Annotated in this window: 12 protein-coding genes; 7 read left to right on the forward strand and 5 right to left on the reverse strand. The window is 68.4% G+C overall.

Annotation, left to right across the window (positions count from 1 at the left end; genetic code table 11):
* Positions 1–13 precede the first annotated feature (13 nt).
* A complete protein-coding gene (locus tag AB0I34_RS11905) occupies positions 14–1360 on the reverse strand; it encodes an extracellular solute-binding protein (RefSeq protein WP_360443534.1) in 1347 nt (448 codons plus the stop codon).
* A gap of 265 nt (positions 1361–1625) precedes the next feature.
* On the opposite strand from AB0I34_RS11905, the gene AB0I34_RS11910 reads away from it, so the two are divergent.
* A complete protein-coding gene (locus AB0I34_RS11910; RefSeq protein WP_360443537.1) occupies positions 1626–4004 on the forward strand; it encodes a glycoside hydrolase family 3 N-terminal domain-containing protein in 2379 nt (792 codons plus the stop codon).
* Between the two features lie 4 nt (positions 4005–4008).
* Complete coding sequence (locus AB0I34_RS11915; RefSeq protein ID WP_360443539.1) at positions 4009–5049, forward strand: LacI family DNA-binding transcriptional regulator; 1041 nt, start codon at positions 4009–4011, stop codon at positions 5047–5049.
* Positions 5050–5052: 3 nt separating this feature from the next.
* On the opposite strand, the gene AB0I34_RS11920 is transcribed toward AB0I34_RS11915, so the two are convergent.
* Positions 5053–5928 carry a helix-turn-helix transcriptional regulator gene (locus AB0I34_RS11920; RefSeq protein WP_360443542.1) on the reverse strand — a complete coding sequence of 292 codons (876 nt, stop codon included), beginning with the start codon at positions 5926–5928 and terminating at the stop codon, positions 5053–5055.
* A 101-nt stretch (positions 5929–6029) separates the two neighbouring features.
* Here AB0I34_RS11920 and AB0I34_RS11925 point away from each other — a divergent pair, with 101 nt between their 5' ends.
* The 3 genes from AB0I34_RS11925 (at position 6030) to AB0I34_RS11935 (ending at position 10917) form a co-directional block, all read left to right on the forward strand.
* Positions 6030–7064 carry an alcohol dehydrogenase catalytic domain-containing protein gene (locus AB0I34_RS11925; RefSeq protein ID WP_360443545.1) on the forward strand — a complete coding sequence of 345 codons (1035 nt, stop codon included), beginning with the start codon at positions 6030–6032 and terminating at the stop codon, positions 7062–7064.
* Positions 7065–7193: 129 nt separating this feature from the next.
* On the forward strand, positions 7194–9593 hold the full coding sequence (locus AB0I34_RS11930; protein WP_360443548.1) for a penicillin-binding protein: 2400 nt from the start codon (positions 7194–7196) through the stop codon (positions 9591–9593).
* A gap of 67 nt (positions 9594–9660) precedes the next feature.
* A complete protein-coding gene (locus tag AB0I34_RS11935) occupies positions 9661–10917 on the forward strand; it encodes an aminotransferase class I/II-fold pyridoxal phosphate-dependent enzyme (RefSeq protein WP_360443551.1) in 1257 nt (418 codons plus the stop codon).
* A 2-nt stretch (positions 10918–10919) separates the two neighbouring features.
* Here AB0I34_RS11935 and AB0I34_RS11940 read toward each other — a convergent pair whose 3' ends face one another.
* Positions 10920–11432, reverse strand: coding sequence for a PaaI family thioesterase (locus tag AB0I34_RS11940; RefSeq protein WP_360443554.1), 513 nt, complete (start codon positions 11430–11432; stop codon positions 10920–10922).
* A gap of 149 nt (positions 11433–11581) precedes the next feature.
* On the opposite strand from AB0I34_RS11940, the gene AB0I34_RS11945 reads away from it, so the two are divergent.
* Complete coding sequence (locus AB0I34_RS11945) at positions 11582–12226, forward strand: excalibur calcium-binding domain-containing protein (RefSeq protein ID WP_360443557.1); 645 nt, start codon at positions 11582–11584, stop codon at positions 12224–12226.
* 131 nt (positions 12227–12357) lie between these two features.
* Here the strand turns inward: AB0I34_RS11945 and AB0I34_RS11950 are convergent, their stop codons facing one another.
* Positions 12358–13716: an NAD-dependent succinate-semialdehyde dehydrogenase gene (locus AB0I34_RS11950; protein WP_360443560.1), complete on the reverse strand. Its 1359-nt coding sequence runs from the start codon at positions 13714–13716 to the stop codon at positions 12358–12360.
* A gap of 145 nt (positions 13717–13861) precedes the next feature.
* On the opposite strand from AB0I34_RS11950, the gene AB0I34_RS11955 reads away from it, so the two are divergent.
* Complete coding sequence (locus AB0I34_RS11955; protein WP_360443563.1) at positions 13862–15976, forward strand: M6 family metalloprotease domain-containing protein; 2115 nt, start codon at positions 13862–13864, stop codon at positions 15974–15976.
* On the opposite strand, the gene AB0I34_RS11960 is transcribed toward AB0I34_RS11955, so the two are convergent.
* Complete coding sequence (locus AB0I34_RS11960; RefSeq protein WP_360443566.1) at positions 15966–16589, reverse strand: histone deacetylase; 624 nt, start codon at positions 16587–16589, stop codon at positions 15966–15968. The two genes, AB0I34_RS11955 and AB0I34_RS11960, sit on opposite strands and share 11 nt — an antisense overlap.
* Between the last annotated feature and the right edge of the window lie 3 nt (positions 16590–16592).

A 16592-nucleotide genomic window follows, 5' to 3' on the forward strand; every position in this document is an offset into this window, starting at 1 on the left:
GGCATCAGCACGGTCACTGGCCGATCACCGCGTTCATGTTGTCGGCGAACTGCTGCGGGGAGATCGACAGCTGGAACAGCTTGGCGATGTTGTCGAGCAGCGTCTCGGCCTGGGTCGGGCTGAGCGCCTGGTCCCAGGACTGGGCGAAGGTCTTCGCGTTCGCCGAGGTGTCGTAGACGAAGTTCAGCCACGCGGCGTCGTTCTTGTCGGTGATCGAGGAGAGCTTGTCCTTGGAGCTCTTCGCGACCGCGATGTTGCCCGACTTCACCCACGCGTCGATCGAGGCGTCGTCGAGGGTGTTGTTGGCCAGGAACTTCTTCGCGTTGTCCTTGTCGGCCTGGCTGGCCTTCGAGGAGATCGACAGGTACTGGCCGGGGTTGCCGACGGTGTCGGTCGGGTCGCCCTTGCCGCCGTCGACCGGCGGGAAGTTCATGTAGCCCAGGTGCCCACCGGTGACGAAGTCCTTTCCGGAGGCCTTCATGTTGCCGTAGGTCCAGGCACCGTGCAGCATCATCGCGGCCTTGCCGGTGTAGAGCAGCGCCTGGTCGGCGTTGGAGTCGGCGGTGATCGAGGAGAAGCCCTTGATGAAGCCGTTCGCCTTGATCAGCTTCTGCATCTCGTCGAGCGCCTTGAGTGCGGACGGGTCGGACCAGCCGTCCTTCTTGCCCTCGTAGATGCTCTGGAAGACCTCGCTGCCGCCGATCCGGTCGAACAGGAACTCCAGCCACATCATGTTGGTCCAGCGCGACTGACCGCCGAGCGAGAACGGCGCGATGCCCTTGTCGTTGAACTTCGGCACCAGGTCCATGATGTCGCCCCACGACTGCGGGGGTTCGGCGCCGATCTTCTCGAACGAGCGCTTGTCGTAGAACAGCACGATGGGCGTGACGGTCTCGACCGGCATCGCGTAGATCTTGCCGCCCACGGTGGCCGCGCCGAACGCGGACGGGAAGATCGAGTTCTTCAGGTCGCCGTTCTGGCCGAACCAGTCGGTCAGGTCCTCGACCTGGCCGGCGTCGACGTAGGCCTTCAGGCCGCCGCCGCCCCAGCCCCAGATCAGCGTCGGACCCTGGCCGGCGCCGATCGCGGTCTTGATCTTCGCCTTGAAGGCGTCGTTCTGGAACTTGGTGGTCTTGATCTGGCTGCCCGAGTTCGCGTCGTTGAACCGCTTGGCCTGCGCGTCCCGGATCGCCTCCTGCGGCTGGCCGGTGAGGTACCAGTACGTCGTGCCGGTGCCGGCAGCCGCGCCGGTGGTCGAACCAGGTGTGGTCTTCGGGCCGGAGCTACCGCACGCCGCGAGGCCGGCCGCCAGTGCGCCCCCGCCGACGAGGCCGAGGAACGTACGCCGAGATGTCGCCATGGGATCCACTGTGATCTCCGTACTCCATGCTGCTCCGCCGGTCGCGGAAGCACCGGACAAATAAAAGATGTTTCGTAACGTAGATTTCGAACATGTCGCTGTCAAGACTTGAACTACCGGCTCTTTGCGGTCACAGTGAGGTCACGGAATCGCCTGGTCACACAGGTGATTCCCAGACTTCGTGACGACGCCGACGATCACTGAAACTTTCGAAACTTTTTCGATACTTTGTCACAACCAAAGGCCCCGATTTAGGGAGAATTTCTTGTCCAGCTCGAGCGACCAGCCGTGGCGGGACCCGGGACTGCCGGCCGACAAGCGGGTCGAACTGCTCCTGCAGGCGATGACGCTGCGGGAGAAGATCGCACAACTCGGCAGCCGCTGGGCGGGCAACGACATGGCCGACGCCGAGCTGCCCACGGACGAGACCATCAACGTCGCGCCGATGGAGGACGTCTTCGCCACCGGTGCCGCGCCGTCGCTGGCCGAGGCGAGCCGGGACGGCCTCGGCCACCTGACCCGGGTCTGGGGCAGCGTCCCTCGAACGGTCGAGCAGGGCGTGGCCGAACTGATCCGGCAGCACGAGGTCGTGCTCGAGAGTTCCCGGCTCGGGATCCCCGCGCTCGTTCATGAGGAGTGCCTGACCGGATTCACGACGTACGGCGCGACCGTCTACCCGGCGTCGATCGCGTGGGGCGCGACGTTCGATCCGGAGTTGGTCGAGCAGATGGCAGCCGCGATCGGCCGTGACATGGCCGCGGTCGGCGTTCATCAAGGGTTGTCGCCGGTGCTGGACGTGGTCCGCGACTATCGGTGGGGGCGCGTCGAGGAGACGATCGGCGAGGATCCGTACCTGGTCGCGATGCTCGGCTCGGCGTACGTCCGCGGACTGCAGAGCGCGGGCGTGCTGGCAACGCTGAAGCACTTCGCCGGGTACTCCGCGTCCCGGGCCGGCCGCAACCACGGGCCGGTGTCGATGGGACGGCGCGAGTTGCTCGACATCATCCTGCCGACGTTCGAGACCGCGATCGCGACGGCCGGCGCCGGATCGGTGATGAGCTCGTACTCCGACATCGACGGGCTGCCGGCGAGCGCGGATTCCTGGTTGTTCACCGAGGTCCTCCGCAACGAGTGGGGGTTCGGCGGCACGGTGGTCTCGGACTACTGGGCCGTCCCGTTTCTCGCGTCGATGCACCGGGTCGCCGCCGACAACGCCGACGCCGGCGCGGTCGCGCTGACAGCCGGCACCGATGTCGAACTGCCGGACACCATCGGCTTCGCCGGCCTGCTGGACAAGGTGAAATCGGGCGAACTGTCCGAGGAACTGATCGATCGCGCGGCCCGTCGGCTGCTGTTGCAGAAGGCCCGGCTCGGTCTGCTCGATCCCGACTGGACCCCGGCGGGCTCGGTCGGCGATGCGGCGACCGACCTCGACTCGGCCGAGAACCGGGCCATTGCGCGGCAGCTCGCCGAGCGGTCGGTCATCCTGCTCGACGCGGGGTCGTCGTTGCCCCTGTCAACGGACCTGCGCCGGGTCGCGGTGGTCGGGCCGTGTGCCGCCGATCCGCGGACCCTGATGGGTTGCTACGCCTTTCCCAACCACGTCCTGCCGCGGTACCCGGACCGTGGCCTCGGCGTCGAGGTGGTCACGCCGGTCGATGCCCTGCACAACGAACTCCCGGACGTCGAATTCCTGTCTGCCAAGGGATGTGACGTCATGGGAGACGACCGCTCCGGGTTCGAGGCCGCCGTCGCCGCTGCGCGCGACGCCGATCTCTGCATCGCGTATGTCGGTGATCTCTCCGGACTGTTCGGCCACGGTACGTCCGGCGAAGGCTGTGACGCCGAGGACCTGCGGTTGCCGGGAGTCCAGGGCGAGCTGCTCGACCAGTTGCTTGCCACCGGCAAGCCTGTCGTCGTCGTGGTCGTTTCCGGGCGTCCCTATGCGCTGGGTGACATCGCGGATCGAGTCGCCGGACTCGTGCAGGCGTTCATCCCCGGTCAGGAGGGTGCCGCCGCGATCGCCGGCGTACTGAGCGGCCGCATTGTGCCCAGTGGCAAGCTGCCGGTGCAGATCCCGCGGCACGTGGGCGGGCAGCCGGGGACCTATCTGCAGCCGGCCTTGGGCAGTGTCGAGAGCGCGGGCATCAGCGGCCTGGAGGCCGCGCCGCTCTTCCCCTTCGGGTACGGAGCGTCCTACACGACGTTCGAGGTCGGTGACCTGCGGCTGAGCGCGACGGAGATCGGGAACGACGGTGAGTTCACCGCGACTGTCCGGGTCCGCAACACCGGCAACCGGGCCGGTGACGAGGTCGTCCAGCTCTATTTGCACGATGTGGTGGCGCGGATTGCGCGGCCGCTGAAACTGCTGACCGGGTTCGCTCGGGTCTCGCTCGAGCCGGGTGCGGCGGTCGATGTCACCTTCCGGGTGCACTCGGAGCGCACGGCGTACACCGGGCCGGATCTGCGCCGGATTGTCGAGCCCGGCGCCATCGAAGTGATGCTCGGCACGTCGTCGCAGGACCTGCCGTGTCGCGCTGTCGTCCGGATCACCGGAGATGTGAGGGTGGTGGGTCACGAGCGCATGCTGACCACGCCGGTCGACCGCACCCCGGTCACCGCCGATGCCCCGGGAGGAGGGTGATGAGATGTCACGGTTGAAGGGACGCGTCACCCTGGCCACCGTCGCCGGCACCGCCGGGGTGTCGATCGCCACGGTCTCCAAGGTGCTCAACGGGCGCAGCGACGTCTCGCCGGTGACCCGGGCGCGGGTGCAGGAGATCCTGGAGAAGCACGGGTACGTCGGCCGCCGCCCGGAGACGGTCGAGCGGGAAACGGTCGAGTTGTTCTACCAGGGCATCGTCAACGCGTACTCGGTCGAGGTGATCCAGGGCGTCGTCGACGCCGGCCAGGCAGCCGGGGTCGACGTCATACTGAACGCACATCCGCCGCACCCGCAGACGTCCAGCTCCGGACGGGCGGCCCGGTGGATCCGCGAGGTGATCGCGTCCGGGCGGCGGGCCGCCATCGGGATCACCAGTGAGCTGGCCGACGCCGACCTGGCCGCGCTGTCGCGGGCCCGGCTCCCGCTCGTGGTCGTGGACCCGGCCAACATCCCGCAGCCCGACGTGACCAGCGTCGGCTCCACCAACTTCGCCGGCGGCATGGCGGCGACCCAGCACCTGCTGTCGCTCGGCCACCGGCGGATCGCGTACGTCGGCGGTCCGCCGACGTCAGGCTGCAACCAGGCCAGGATGAGCGGGTTCCGGAGTGCGATGGAGGCGGTCGGTGCCGCGGTGCCGTCCGACTACATCTGGCTCAGCGACTTCCTGTACGACGACGGCCTCGCCGGCGGAGCGGCACTGCTGGACCTACCCGACCGGCCGTCCGCGATCTTCGCCGGCAGCGACGAGGTCGCGCTCGGCGTACTGGAAGCAGCCCGCGCCCGCGGTCTGCGAGTCCCCGAGGACCTGAGCGTGGTCGGCTTCGACGACACCCAGATCGCGCGGCTCGCGTCGCCGCCACTGACGACGGTCAAGCAGCCCCTGCGCGACATGGGAGCAGTCGCCCTCCGCACCGCGTTGCAACTCGCCGCCGGCGAGAAGGTTGCCTCACACCACGTCGAGCTGGCCACCACCCTGATCGTCCGAGGCTCCGCCGCCCCCAACCGGATCCGCTCGGTCTCCTGACCGCTATTCCTTGTCTTGGGCAACGATTTCGGGTTGGTCCTGGGTGGCGGCCCAGCTGGCCAGCAGCTGGAACGCGTCCGCGGTCGGTGAGCCGGCCGGCGCGGTGTAGACGACCAGGGCCAGGCCGGGGTCGGACGGGAACTCCATCGCCTCGAAGTTGATCTCGAGGTCGCCGACCACCGGATGGTGCAGCTTCTTCACGCCGGTGCGGTGGAAGCGGACGTTGTGCGCTGCCCACCGGGTCCGGAACGTCTCACTGCGGGTGGACAGTTCGCCGATCAGTTCGGTCAGTGCCTTGTCGTGCGGGTTCTTGCCGGCCTCGGATCGCAGCACCGCCGCGATGTCGTCGGCCGCGCGTTCCCAGTCGACGAAGAACTCCTGTGCGGCCGGGTCGAGGAAGATGAACCGGGCCGTGCTGGCCGGGCGGCGCGGATCGGCGAACATCGGCGCGTAGAGCGCGCGGGCCATCCGGTTCGCCGCCATCACCTCGAACCGCGCGGTGCGGATCCAGGCCGGCGCATCGGTGATCGCGTCCAGGATCTGCTGCAGGGCCGGGCGAACGCCTTTCACCGCCGGGCGGCGCCGTACCGGGGTGGCGTCGGACTCGCGGGCGAGTGCGAACAGGTGCGTGCGCTCGGCGTCGTCCAGTTGCAGCGCGCGGCAGAGAGCCTCGAGAACGCTCTCCGAGGCGCCGGACAGGTTTCCCCGCTCCAGCCGGACGTAGTAGTCGACCGAGACGCCCGCCAGCAGGGCGACCTCCTCGCGCCGCAGACCCTTCACCCGGCGATTGCCGCCGTACACCGGCAGGCCGGCCTGCTCGGGGGTGAGCCGGGCACGGCGGGAGCTGAGGAATTCCTTGATCTCGGCTCGGTGGTCCATGCCGTCAACACTACGGACCGTCGCGATCGCAAAGGAGGCACTGGCGTTACCTGGAACGACAGTGACTCCCCCGCCCACGCTCCGTGACCTTCACTGGGACCATGCGAGCGACTTACATGTACAGCGCCGGCGACGTACGGGTGATCGACGTACCGGACCCGGTGATCCAGCAACCAACCGATGCAGTGGTGCGGGTGACCGGCTCCTGTATCTGCGGCAGTGACCTGCACCCGTTCCACAACCTGCCGGCGCTACCCGGCGGCAAGTCGATGGGACACGAGTTCGTCGGCGTGGTCGAGGACGTCGGTGCCGACGTGGCGACGCTGCGGAAGGGTGACTTCGTCATCGCACCGTTCGCCTGGTCCGACGGGACGTGCGACTTCTGCCAGGAGGATCTGCAGACGTCGTGCCGGCACGGCGGGTTCTGGAACGCGAACGGCGTCTATGGCGGTCAGGCGGAGGCGGTCCGGGTTCCGCTCGCGGACGGGACGCTGGTGAAGGTTCCAGCGGGCGAGGATTCCGGGCTGCTGCCGTCGTTGCTCACCCTGTCGGACGTCTACGGCACGGGTTACCACGCGGCTCTGAAGGGCGGCGTCGACGAGCGCACCTCGGTCACGGTCATCGGCGACGGCGCGGTCGGCCTGCTCGCCGTACTGTCGGCCCGGCAACTAGGTGCCCAGCGCATCATTCTGATGGGGCGGCACAAGAAGCGGACCGACCTCGGCGTCGAGTTCGGCGCGACCGAGGTCGTCGCCGAGCGGGGCGAGGAAGGCATCGCCAAGGTCCGTGAACTCACCGGCGGCGACGGCACCCACGTCGTACTCGAGGCCGTCGGCCACATGCCGGCGTACGAGCAGGCTGTTGGTGTTGTTCGCCCCGGCGGCGTGATCAGCCGTGTCGGCGTACCCCAGTACCTCGACGCTCCGGTGGGCTTCCCCAGTCTGTTCGGCCCCAACATCACGTTGACCGGCGGACCGGCGCCCGCCCGCGCCTACATCGAACGTCTGCTGCCCGGCGTCCTGTCCGGAAAGGTCAACCCTGGCAAGGTGTTCGACCAGACCGTCACCTTGGACCAGGTCCCCGAGGGCTACCGCGCCATGGACAACCGCGACGCCCTCAAGGTCCTGATCCGGTGACCCGGTCAGGGCAAGACCGCTAGCCGGCAGTGACCGAACCGTGACATTTGGTAAGATCGTTGGGCAGATGTGTTAATTCCGTGACGAAAATGTCCCGGTGAAGCCCCTCCGGGACTAATCTGCCGGACCATGCACAGACGCGCGCCGGCCCGCCCCAAGGTCGTCCAGTCAGTGGTTCTCTTCCTGCTGACCAGCGCTCTCGCCGGAGCGCTCGTCGCCGGCCTGGCCCTTCCGCTCGCCGGACTGGCCGGGGTGACCACAGCGAAAGCCCACGACACGGTCCAGTACCTGCCGCAGGACCTCAAGGCGGCGCCGGTTTCCCAGAAGAGCATCATCCAGGCGGCCGACGGCTCGCTCATCGCCACTCTCTACCAGGAGAACCGGGTACCGGTGACGTTGGCGCAGATCAGCCCGCTGATGCGCAAGGCGATCGTCGCGATCGAGGACGACCGGTTCTACGAGCACGGCGCACTGGACCTGAAGGGCACCCTGCGCGCCCTGCTGCGGAACCAGTCGCAAGGTGCGGTCCAGCAGGGTGGCTCCAGCATCACCCAGCAGTACGTGAAGATGAACCTGGTCGAGAAGGCGAAGACACCGGACGAGGCTGCGGCCGCCACGGCCGACACCTACGAACGCAAGGTCGCCGAGCTCCGTTATGCGATCGCCGTCGAGAAGGAGTACTCCAAGGACCAGATCCTGGAGAAGTACCTCAACCTCGCGAACTTCGGTGATGGTGCCTGGGGCGTCGAGGCCGCCGCCTTGCACTACTTCTCCGTGCACGCGTCCCGGCTGACGCTGCCGCAGGCGGCCATGCTCGCCGGTCTGGTGAAGAACCCGACCGGGTACGACCCGACGAACAGCATGAAGCGGGCCAAGGAGCGCCGCGACGTGGTGATCCGGCGGATGCAGGAACTGAACATCGTCACCGCCGCGCAGGCCGCGACCGCGCTGAAGACCCCGGTGATCGATCCGAAGAAGGTCCGCAACGTACCGAACGGCTGCGCGAACTCGAAGTACCCGTTCTACTGCGAGTACATCGTCTCCCAGCTGAAGAACAATCCGAGTTTCGGCAAGACCCCGCAGGCCGCGGAGAACTACCTCGAAACCGCCGGTCTGGTGATCCGGACGTCGCTCGACCCGAGGATCCAGAAAGCGGCCGAGGACTCGATGAAGAAGCATTCCAAGCCCAGTGACCAGGCGGTGGCCGCGGTCACCATCGTCGAGCCCGGCACCGGCCTGGTGAAGGCGATGGCCCAGAGCAAGCCGTACGGCAACAAGAAGGGCCAGACGTCGTACAACTACAACGTCGAGAAGTCCTACGCCGGCGGGTACGGCGGCTTCCAGAACGGTTCGACGATGAAGGCGTTCACGATCGCCGCCGCGATCGAGAAGGGTGTCCCACTCACCTACCGCATCACCTCGCCGCAGCAGATCGACCTGAGCGGCAAGAAGTTCAGCACCTGCAGCGGTACGACGTCCGACCCGGACTACAAGCCGAAGAACTCGACCAAGACGATCCTGGACCCGTCGATGATCGATGCGGCGAAGGCGTCGACGAACACCTACTTCCTGCAGCTGTCCGAGCAGGTCGGTCTGTGCCCGATCGCCACCATCGCGTCCAAGCTCGGCATGCAGGACGCCCAGACGATGAAGCCGCTGCAGCAGGTCCCGTCGTTCACGCTCGGGTCCGCCGGTCTGATCACGCCGCTGATGCTGGCCAACGCGTACGCGACCTTCGCCGCCCGCGGCACGTTCTGCACACCGCTCCTCGTCACCGCGGTCACCACCAGCAAGGGCAAGTCGATCCCGGTCAAGGGCCGCAGCTGCAAGCAGGCGCTCACCCCGAAGGTCGCCGACGGCGTCAACTATGTGCTGAACAAGGTGATGGGCGACGGCGGCACCGGAAGCAGGCTGAAGTTCGGCCGCAGTGACCTGGCCGGCAAGACCGGAACGATCAACGGCAACATCGCCGTCTGGTTCGCCGGCTACTCGTCCAGGCTCGCGGCCGCGTCGGTGGTGGCCGACGCGACGCCGAAGTACACGGACCTGGCCGGGCTGACGCTGAACGGCAAGAAGATCGGGAACGCGTCCGGCTCCGGGACCGCGGGACCGATCTGGGAGACCGCGCTGCAGGGAGCCTTGAAGGGTCTGCCGTCGACCCACTTCGTGCAGCCGGACGACAAGACGATCCGCGGCGACGTGAAGGACCTGCCACAGCTCAAGGGCGTCCTGCCCCCGATCGCGATCGCCCAGCTGCAGCAGTTGGGCTTCCAGGCCGAGGTCGCGCCGGCACCGGTCGACTCGGACGCGCCGGCCGGAACCGTCGCGTACACCAGCCCACGCCAGGAGGACGGCGCACCAGCCGGTGCGAAGATCACGCTGTTCCTGTCGAACGGCAGCAGGGCGATGCCGCCTCCGCCGCCGACGACACCGGGACCGCCCGGTATACCGCCGACGATCCAGCTGCCACCGGGCTGGCCGAACTGCCCGCCGACGGACCCGCACTTCCCGAACTGCCGGAAGCGCTGACCCTGTCCACAGTCGCGGTCGGGTGATCACTAGGCTTGGACCATCACCCGACCGTGAAAGGACTCCCGTGAGCGTCGACGAGCTGACCGCCCAGCGTGACCGTGCCCGCCAGGACTACGAGGCGCTGGTGGCCAAAGGGCTGAAGCTGGACCTGACGCGGGGCAAGCCGTCACCCCGGCAGCTCGATCTTGCCAACGGTCTGCTCGGGCTCGAAGGTGATCCGGTCGGAGCCGACGGGACCGACCTGCGGAACTACGGCGGCCTGAACGGGCTGCCCGAGCTGCGGGCGATCTTCGCGGCGGATCTGCAGGTGCCGGTCGAGCAACTGCTGGCCGCCGGGAACTCCAGCCTCGAGCTGATGCACGACGCCGTAGTGTTCGCACTGCTCGGCCTGGTGCCGGGCGCCGAGCGGCGGTGGGCCGACCAGCCGGAGATCGCGTTCCTGTGCCCGGTGCCGGGGTACGACCGGCACTTCGGCATCTGCGAGCGGTTCGGGATCCGGATGATCCCGGTGCCGATGACGCCGGACGGCCCGGACATGGACGTGGTCGAGCGCCTGGTCGCCGAGGACGCCCGGATCAAGGGCATCTGGTGCGTGCCGAAGTACAGCAACCCCGACGGCTCGGTCTACTCCGACGAGACCGTACGTCGGCTGGCCGCGATGGAGACCGCGGCGCCGGACTTCCGGATCTTCTGGGACAACGCGTACGCCGTACACCACCTGACCGACGCGCCGGCGGAGATCGCCGACGTCCTCGCACTGTGCGCGGAGAACGGCCACCCGGACCGCGCCTTCGTGTTCGGGTCCAGCTCGAAGATCACCTTCGCCGGCTGCGGCGTCGCGTTCTTCGGCTCCTCCCCCGCGAACGTCGAGTGGTGGCTGAGCCACACGGTCAAGCGGAGCATCGGGCCGGACAAGATCAACCAGTTGCGGCACGTCCAGTTCCTCCGCGACGCCGACGGGCTGCACGAGCACATGCGGAACCTGGCCGGCCTGATCCGGCCGAAGTTCGACGCGGTCGACAAGATCCTCACCGCCGAGCTCGGCGGCACCGGGCTGGCGACGTGGACGAGCCCAGCCGGTGGCTACTTCGTCAACCTCGAGGTGGAGGAGGGCTGCGCCCGCGAGGTCGTCGCCAAGGCGAAGGCGGCCGGCATCGCCATCACCCCGGCCGGCGCGACCCACCCGTACGGCGACGACCCGGCCGACCGCACGATCCGGATCGCCCCGACGTACCCGGAACTCCCCGAGGTGGAAGCCGCGATCGCCGGTCTCGCCACCTGTGTCCGCCTGGTCGGCACGGAGAAGCTCCTGGCCGGCTGAGGTCAGGCGGTCGGCAGCTCGAAGATCAAGCAGGTGGAGGTGGCGTGAGCCAGCAGCGCGCCGGCCTCGTCGAACAGCCGTGACTCCGCGACCGCAGTACGGCGGCCGCGGCTGATGATGCCGCCTTCGCAGCGGAGCAGACCCGACCTGATCGTCACGGGCTTGATGAAACGCGTCATCAGGTCCAGCGAGGTGTAGCCGAACCCGGCCGGCAACGTCGAGTGGACGGTGCAGCCGGCGGCCGTGTCGAGCAGGGTCGCGATGATCCCGCCGTGCACGGTGCCGAGCGGGTTGTAGTGGAATTCCTGCGCCGGCATCAACACGGTGACCCGGCCCTCCTCTGCCTCGATCCCGGTGGCGCCGACCAGTTGCAGGATCGGCGGCGCCGGGATCTCGCCGTTGCCCATCGCGTGCAGCATCTCGAGCCCGGACGTGGTCCCGAGCCGCGCAGCGGTCAGCGCCGGGTCGGTCCACGAGAAGGTCCGGCTGCGCGTCTGCTCCTGAGTCTCCGTCATGGACCGAGCTTCACACGCCCGAGCTGGGTCCGTCAACGAGACCTAGCACTCACTACCGTTCAAGCGTATGAAGACAAGGGGTTCCGACCCCGGCACTTGCCTCTGGCGCCGCTCTCGCTAGGCTGCTGCGGGTACTGGGGGAGGTTTGCGTGAGGAAGTTCAACACACCGCCTGACTGGCCCGATCCGCCGACGGCGCGGTGGCGGCCACCGAGACGCTGGCGGCCGAACGAGTCGTGGCCGCCGGCGCCGGCGGGATGGTCCTTCTGGGTCGACGAGCGCGGGCGCCGGGTTCGCGGCCCGTTCGGACGGTACGGAGGTCCGAGCACCGTCAAGCTGGCGGCGATCACGGTGATCCCGCTTGCCCTGATCGGCGCCCTGCTGTACTACCAGCCGTTCAGCAGCGGCGACACGGTCACCTCGGCGACGGCTCCGGAACCAACGACGATCCGGTCCACCTCGGTCGCACCCACCACCGAGTCGCCGACGCTGCGTCGTACCGAGAAGCCGACCCGGCAGATCGAGCGCACGCCGACGTCGACACCGGCACCGTCGGCCACGCCGCAAGGAACGCTGGTCGTCGAGCCAACGGAGCCGCCAACGGGCCCCGGGCCATCAGCGACGCCGAGCGTCTCGTCGACGCCGTCGGCATCGGTCGTGAGCGCGGTCCAGTACCGGGACTGCGCCGAGGTCCGCGCCGCCGGCAAGGCGCCGCTGCATCGCGGCGACCCCGGCTACTCGCGCGACCTGGACCGCAACGGCGACGGCATCGCGTGCGAGCGCGGCAACTCCTGACACGGCCGGGTCACGGCCGGACGACCACCGGCTGGAAGGCTGCCTGCACGTTGGCGCTGGTCGGGGTCACGTACTCCGTGGACGGCACGTAGTAGTACGACGTGAGGTGGAGCGTCTGGATGGCCTGCCCGCTACAAGCGGATGGACTTCTTGTTCATGAACTCCTCGATGCCGGCCGGCCCGAGTTCGCGGCCCATGCCGGAGCGCTTGATGCCTCCGAACGGGAGGTCGGCCTGGGAACCGCCGGCCCGGTTCAGGTAGACCATGCCGGCCTCGATCTGTTCGGCGACGCGCCGGGAGCGCTCGTTGTCGGTGCCCCAGACCGATGCGCCGAGACCGAACGGCGTGTCGTTCGCGAGAGCGATCGCCTCAGCCTCGGTCCCGGCCTTGAACACGATCACCACCGGTCCGAAGATCTCCTCGTAGTACGCGTCCATCTCCGGCGTGACGTCGGTCAGCACAGTCGCTTCGAGGAACGCGCCCGGGGTGATCCGCCGGCCGCCGGTGCGCAGGGTCGCGCCCTGCTCGACCGCCTTCGCCACCTGGCCCGCGACCTCGTCCGCGGCCGCGTCCGAGGCGAGCGGCGGCAGCTTCGTCTCCGGGTCGGCGGGGTCGCCGGGGACGTAGTACTCGGCGACGCGTTTGGTCAGGCGGTCGACGTACTCCGCGTAGATGTCGGCGAGCACGATCATCCGCTTCGGCGCGTTGCAGGACTGGCCGCAGTTCCGCATCCGGGCTGTGGCGGTCGCGTTGACGGTTTCGTCCATGTCGGCGGTGTCGAGCACGATCAGCGGGTCGGACCCGCCGAGCTCGAGCACGGTCTTCTTCAGGTTCTTACCGGCTTCGGCGGCGACCGACACGCCGGCCTGCTCGCTGCCGGTCAGCGAGACGCCCACGATCCGCGGGTCGGCCAGGATCGCCGGGATCTGCCGGCTGGACGCGAACGTGTTCACGTACACGTCGTCCGGTACGCCGGCCGCCCGCAGGATCTCCTCGATCGCGCGACCCGAGCGCGGGCAGATCGACGCGTGCTTGAGCAGGATGGTGTTGCCGAGCACCAGGTTCGGCGCGACGAACCGGGCCACCTGGTAGCACGGGAAGTTCCACGGCATGATCCCGAGCAGCGCGCCGATCGGGCCCTTCGTGATGACCGCCTGTCCGCCCTTGATGTCCAGCGGTTCGTCGGCCAGCAACGCCGGTCCGTTCTCGGCGTAGTACCGGAAGATGTCGACCACGATGCCGACCTCGCCGCGGCCCTCGTTGATCCGCTTGCCCATCTCCTGCGTCATGATCGCGGCCAGTTCGTCGGTCCGCTGTTCGAACAGGTCCGCGGCGCGTGCCACGATCGCGGCCCGCTCCTCGACAGTCCGGCGTCGCCACCCCGGATAGCCGGAGTACACCCGCCCGATCGACTCCCGCACCTGCTCGTCCGTCGAGTTCGCGACTTCCTCGATCAGCACACCCGTGGCCGGGTCGGTGACTGAATACATGGGTCCTCCATCCACAGTCGACGCAAGCGCCCAGGCTAACCACTTCACTCCATACTGTATACAGTGATCTCACCTGTTGTCGTCAGGGGTGTCGCCAAGGCATGCTCATGGCTGTCCCGCCCACTCGTTGATCGGATGCCCGCCCGTGTCTGAGCTACGGAAATACCGTCTTGTCGTTGTGCGGCTGGTCGCCGTACTGGCTGCTGTCTCGGTGCCGAGTCTCGCGCTCGCCGCGCCGGACGCCACCGCTCCCCCGGATCCCGCGAACGCCTGGCAGTATCCGCACTGGCCACAGAAGCAACCGTGGCAGGAGTCGGGCACGGCCGGGCCGGAACAGCGGATCGCCACCACGGCGAAGGACGGCCTGCCTGGGCCGATCGATCCGCAGAACTGGGAGAACCCCGACCACATGACCTGGAACGACTACCGCAAGCCGCCCGGGACGAACTGGGCCGATCCCGCGGTGCCGGGATCGGCGCGGACGTTCAAGGGTGCGCTCGTGCTGGTCGACTACCCGAACCAGGACTTCGTCATCACCAAGCCGAAGGGCTCGACGCCGTTCGGCAACCCGAGCGCCGAGGCCAACGGCGTACCGCGGGACCAGGTCGCGCAGTTCTACAAGAACTTCCTCAACGCCCCCAGCGCGCTGAACCGCGGACACACCCTGCACGAGTACTGGATGGAGGACTCCGGCGGCCGGTACGGCGTCAACCTGACCGCGTTCGGTCCGTACCGAATGCCGGGCAAGTCGCACGAGTACGCGATGGAGTTCCAGGGCGACTCCGCCTGCCCGGCCGGTGACGACTGCACGAAGGACATCCGCGCCGACGGCCGCGCCGCCTGGGTCGCCGACCAGGGGCCCGAGGTCCCGGCCGGGTTCGACTTCGTGTTCTTCCTCAGCGCCGGGCAGGACGAATCGTCCACCTGGCAGGAGTTCGGGATGATGAAGTTCCCGAACAAGGAGGACGTCACCGAGGAGTTCGGCCCGCCCGACCCGGCATTGCCGAACTGGTCGGACACCCGGTACGTCGACTGGACCTCGTGGGCAGCCGGCGCGTCGATCTGGCCGAACGCCGGCGGCGGTTCGTCGACCCAGGCCGAGAGCTCCGGGATGGCGGTCTTCGCGCACGAGTTCAGCCACATCCTGGGGATCGGCGACAACTACAACAACCCGTACGGCGTACCACCGAGACGCGCGTACACCGGCATCTGGGAGATGCTCAGCCGCGGCAGCTTCAACGGTCCCGGCGGACCCCACAGCCGGTGGATGATCCCGGCCACGGGTGGTGCCTCGATGGGCGCACAACACATGCTGCGGAACAAGCTGAAGCTGCAGATGGTCGACGAACAGAACGTCCTCCGGCTGTCCCGCGAAGCCCTCGCCTCGTCGGGTGTGGTGATCGCCGACGTCACCGCACGGTCCGTCGAGCCTGGAGCGAAGGGCCTGTCCGGGGTCAACATCGAGCTCGGTGGCGCCGGCGATCTGGCACCGCCCTGTGACGTGAACACCGACGCGTTGTGCGACGGCCGCGGGTACCAGAACTACACGGTCGAGGTGGTCGACCGGATGGGCACCGACTCGTTCACGCCCGACTCCGGGGTCCTGCTGGCGAAGACCAAGAACCAGGACCGGGCGCCGTTCGAGTGGGTCGTCGACGCGAACCCGCAGGACATCAAGATGACCGACTACGTGCTGCCCGACGGCACCGAGGTACCGATCACCATCGGCGACTACCGGCAGCTGTCCGACGCCCTGTTCCACGCGGGCACGAACTCCGGCAGCGAGTACGAGTACACCGACACCGCCAACCGGCTGCACTTCTACATCACCAACATCCACCACGACAGCAAGGGCGTCCTGTCCTACACGGTCGCGATCCGCTCGCTCGACGGCGCCGGCCCGCAGAAGCGCGGTGTCCGGGTCCTGCCCACGGTCGCCAAGCCGGGCCAGGGCGGCGTCCAGACCTGCAACTTCTCCCTCACCAACACCGGCAAGGCCGGCGCCGGAGCACAGCACCCGGAGGACGTCACGTCGTACCTCAAGGGCGACGTGTACCGCGTGTCCGCGACGGTCGACGGCAAGAACTGGAATGTCCAGCTGCCCAACGCCCTGGCAACCGCCAACGCCGGCCAGCACGTGAACGTCCCGGTCTACGCCAAGGCCGGCACCGCTCCACTCGCCAAGATCACTCTCACCGCCACCTCCGAGAGCGACCCCACCAAGAAGTCCACCGCCACCTGCGTCGCGATCAAGCGGTAAACAGGTCGGTCAGTGCGTCGGGCGTCCAGCCTTCGGGGACGCCCGGCGCGGCCGACAGGTAGTCCACGATCTGCTCGGTGGTCCAGCCGTGCGCTTCGGTCAGGCCGGTGGCTATCCAGCGCAGGTACGGCGCTGTGGGGGCGACCGGGTCCAGGTCGGAAGCGTTGCCGTGGGTGACGGTGAACATCGGGAGGCCATCGCGTTCGCCGAGGCGAGCGACGGTTTCGTAGCGGCCCGGACCCATGGTGTGGAGGGACTCGACGTTGGCCAGGAGGCCGGCGAGGTCGCGGGCGAAGGGACCGCCCGGCTCGCGACGCATCTCCTGCGCGGCGACGTCGCCGAGCTGGCCCGGGGTCAGCAGGTACGCACGTCCGGCGACACGGCCGGGCCCGGCCGGATCGTAGAAGGCGGACCCGCCGCCCCAGACCTTGGAGGCCCCGGCGAAGAGAAGCCGCCCGGGTACGTCGACGCCCGCGATCTGCTCGGGATCGCTGTGATCCCGGCAGCCCGGATACACGCGCGCGCCGCCGGCCGGGCGGCCGCCGGCCAGGTAGCAGCGGAAGCGGTCGAGGGCGAGGTTGGAACCGTAGGCGACGTACCAGACTCGCTCCATCGA

The sequence above is a fragment of the Kribbella sp. NPDC050281 genome, from assembly GCF_040655855.1.
In the GTDB taxonomy this organism is placed as follows: Bacteria; Actinomycetota; Actinomycetes; order Propionibacteriales; family Kribbellaceae; genus Kribbella.

Coding starts and splice junctions, on each gene's coding strand:
- AB0I34_RS11905 (WP_360443534.1), bottom strand. CDS start 1,360: ATGGCGACATCTCGGCGTACGTTCCTCGGCCTCGTCGGCGGGGGCGCA.
- AB0I34_RS11915 (WP_360443539.1), top strand. CDS start 4,009: ATGTCACGGTTGAAGGGACGCGTCACCCTGGCCACCGTCGCCGGCACC.
- AB0I34_RS11920 (WP_360443542.1), bottom strand. CDS start 5,928: ATGGACCACCGAGCCGAGATCAAGGAATTCCTCAGCTCCCGCCGTGCC.
- AB0I34_RS11925 (WP_360443545.1), top strand. CDS start 6,030: ATGCGAGCGACTTACATGTACAGCGCCGGCGACGTACGGGTGATCGAC.
- AB0I34_RS11930 (WP_360443548.1), top strand. CDS start 7,194: ATGCACAGACGCGCGCCGGCCCGCCCCAAGGTCGTCCAGTCAGTGGTT.
- AB0I34_RS11940 (WP_360443554.1), bottom strand. CDS start 11,432: ATGACGGAGACTCAGGAGCAGACGCGCAGCCGGACCTTCTCGTGGACC.
- AB0I34_RS11950 (WP_360443560.1), bottom strand. CDS start 13,716: ATGTATTCAGTCACCGACCCGGCCACGGGTGTGCTGATCGAGGAAGTC.
- AB0I34_RS11960 (WP_360443566.1), bottom strand. CDS start 16,589: ATGGAGCGAGTCTGGTACGTCGCCTACGGTTCCAACCTCGCCCTCGAC.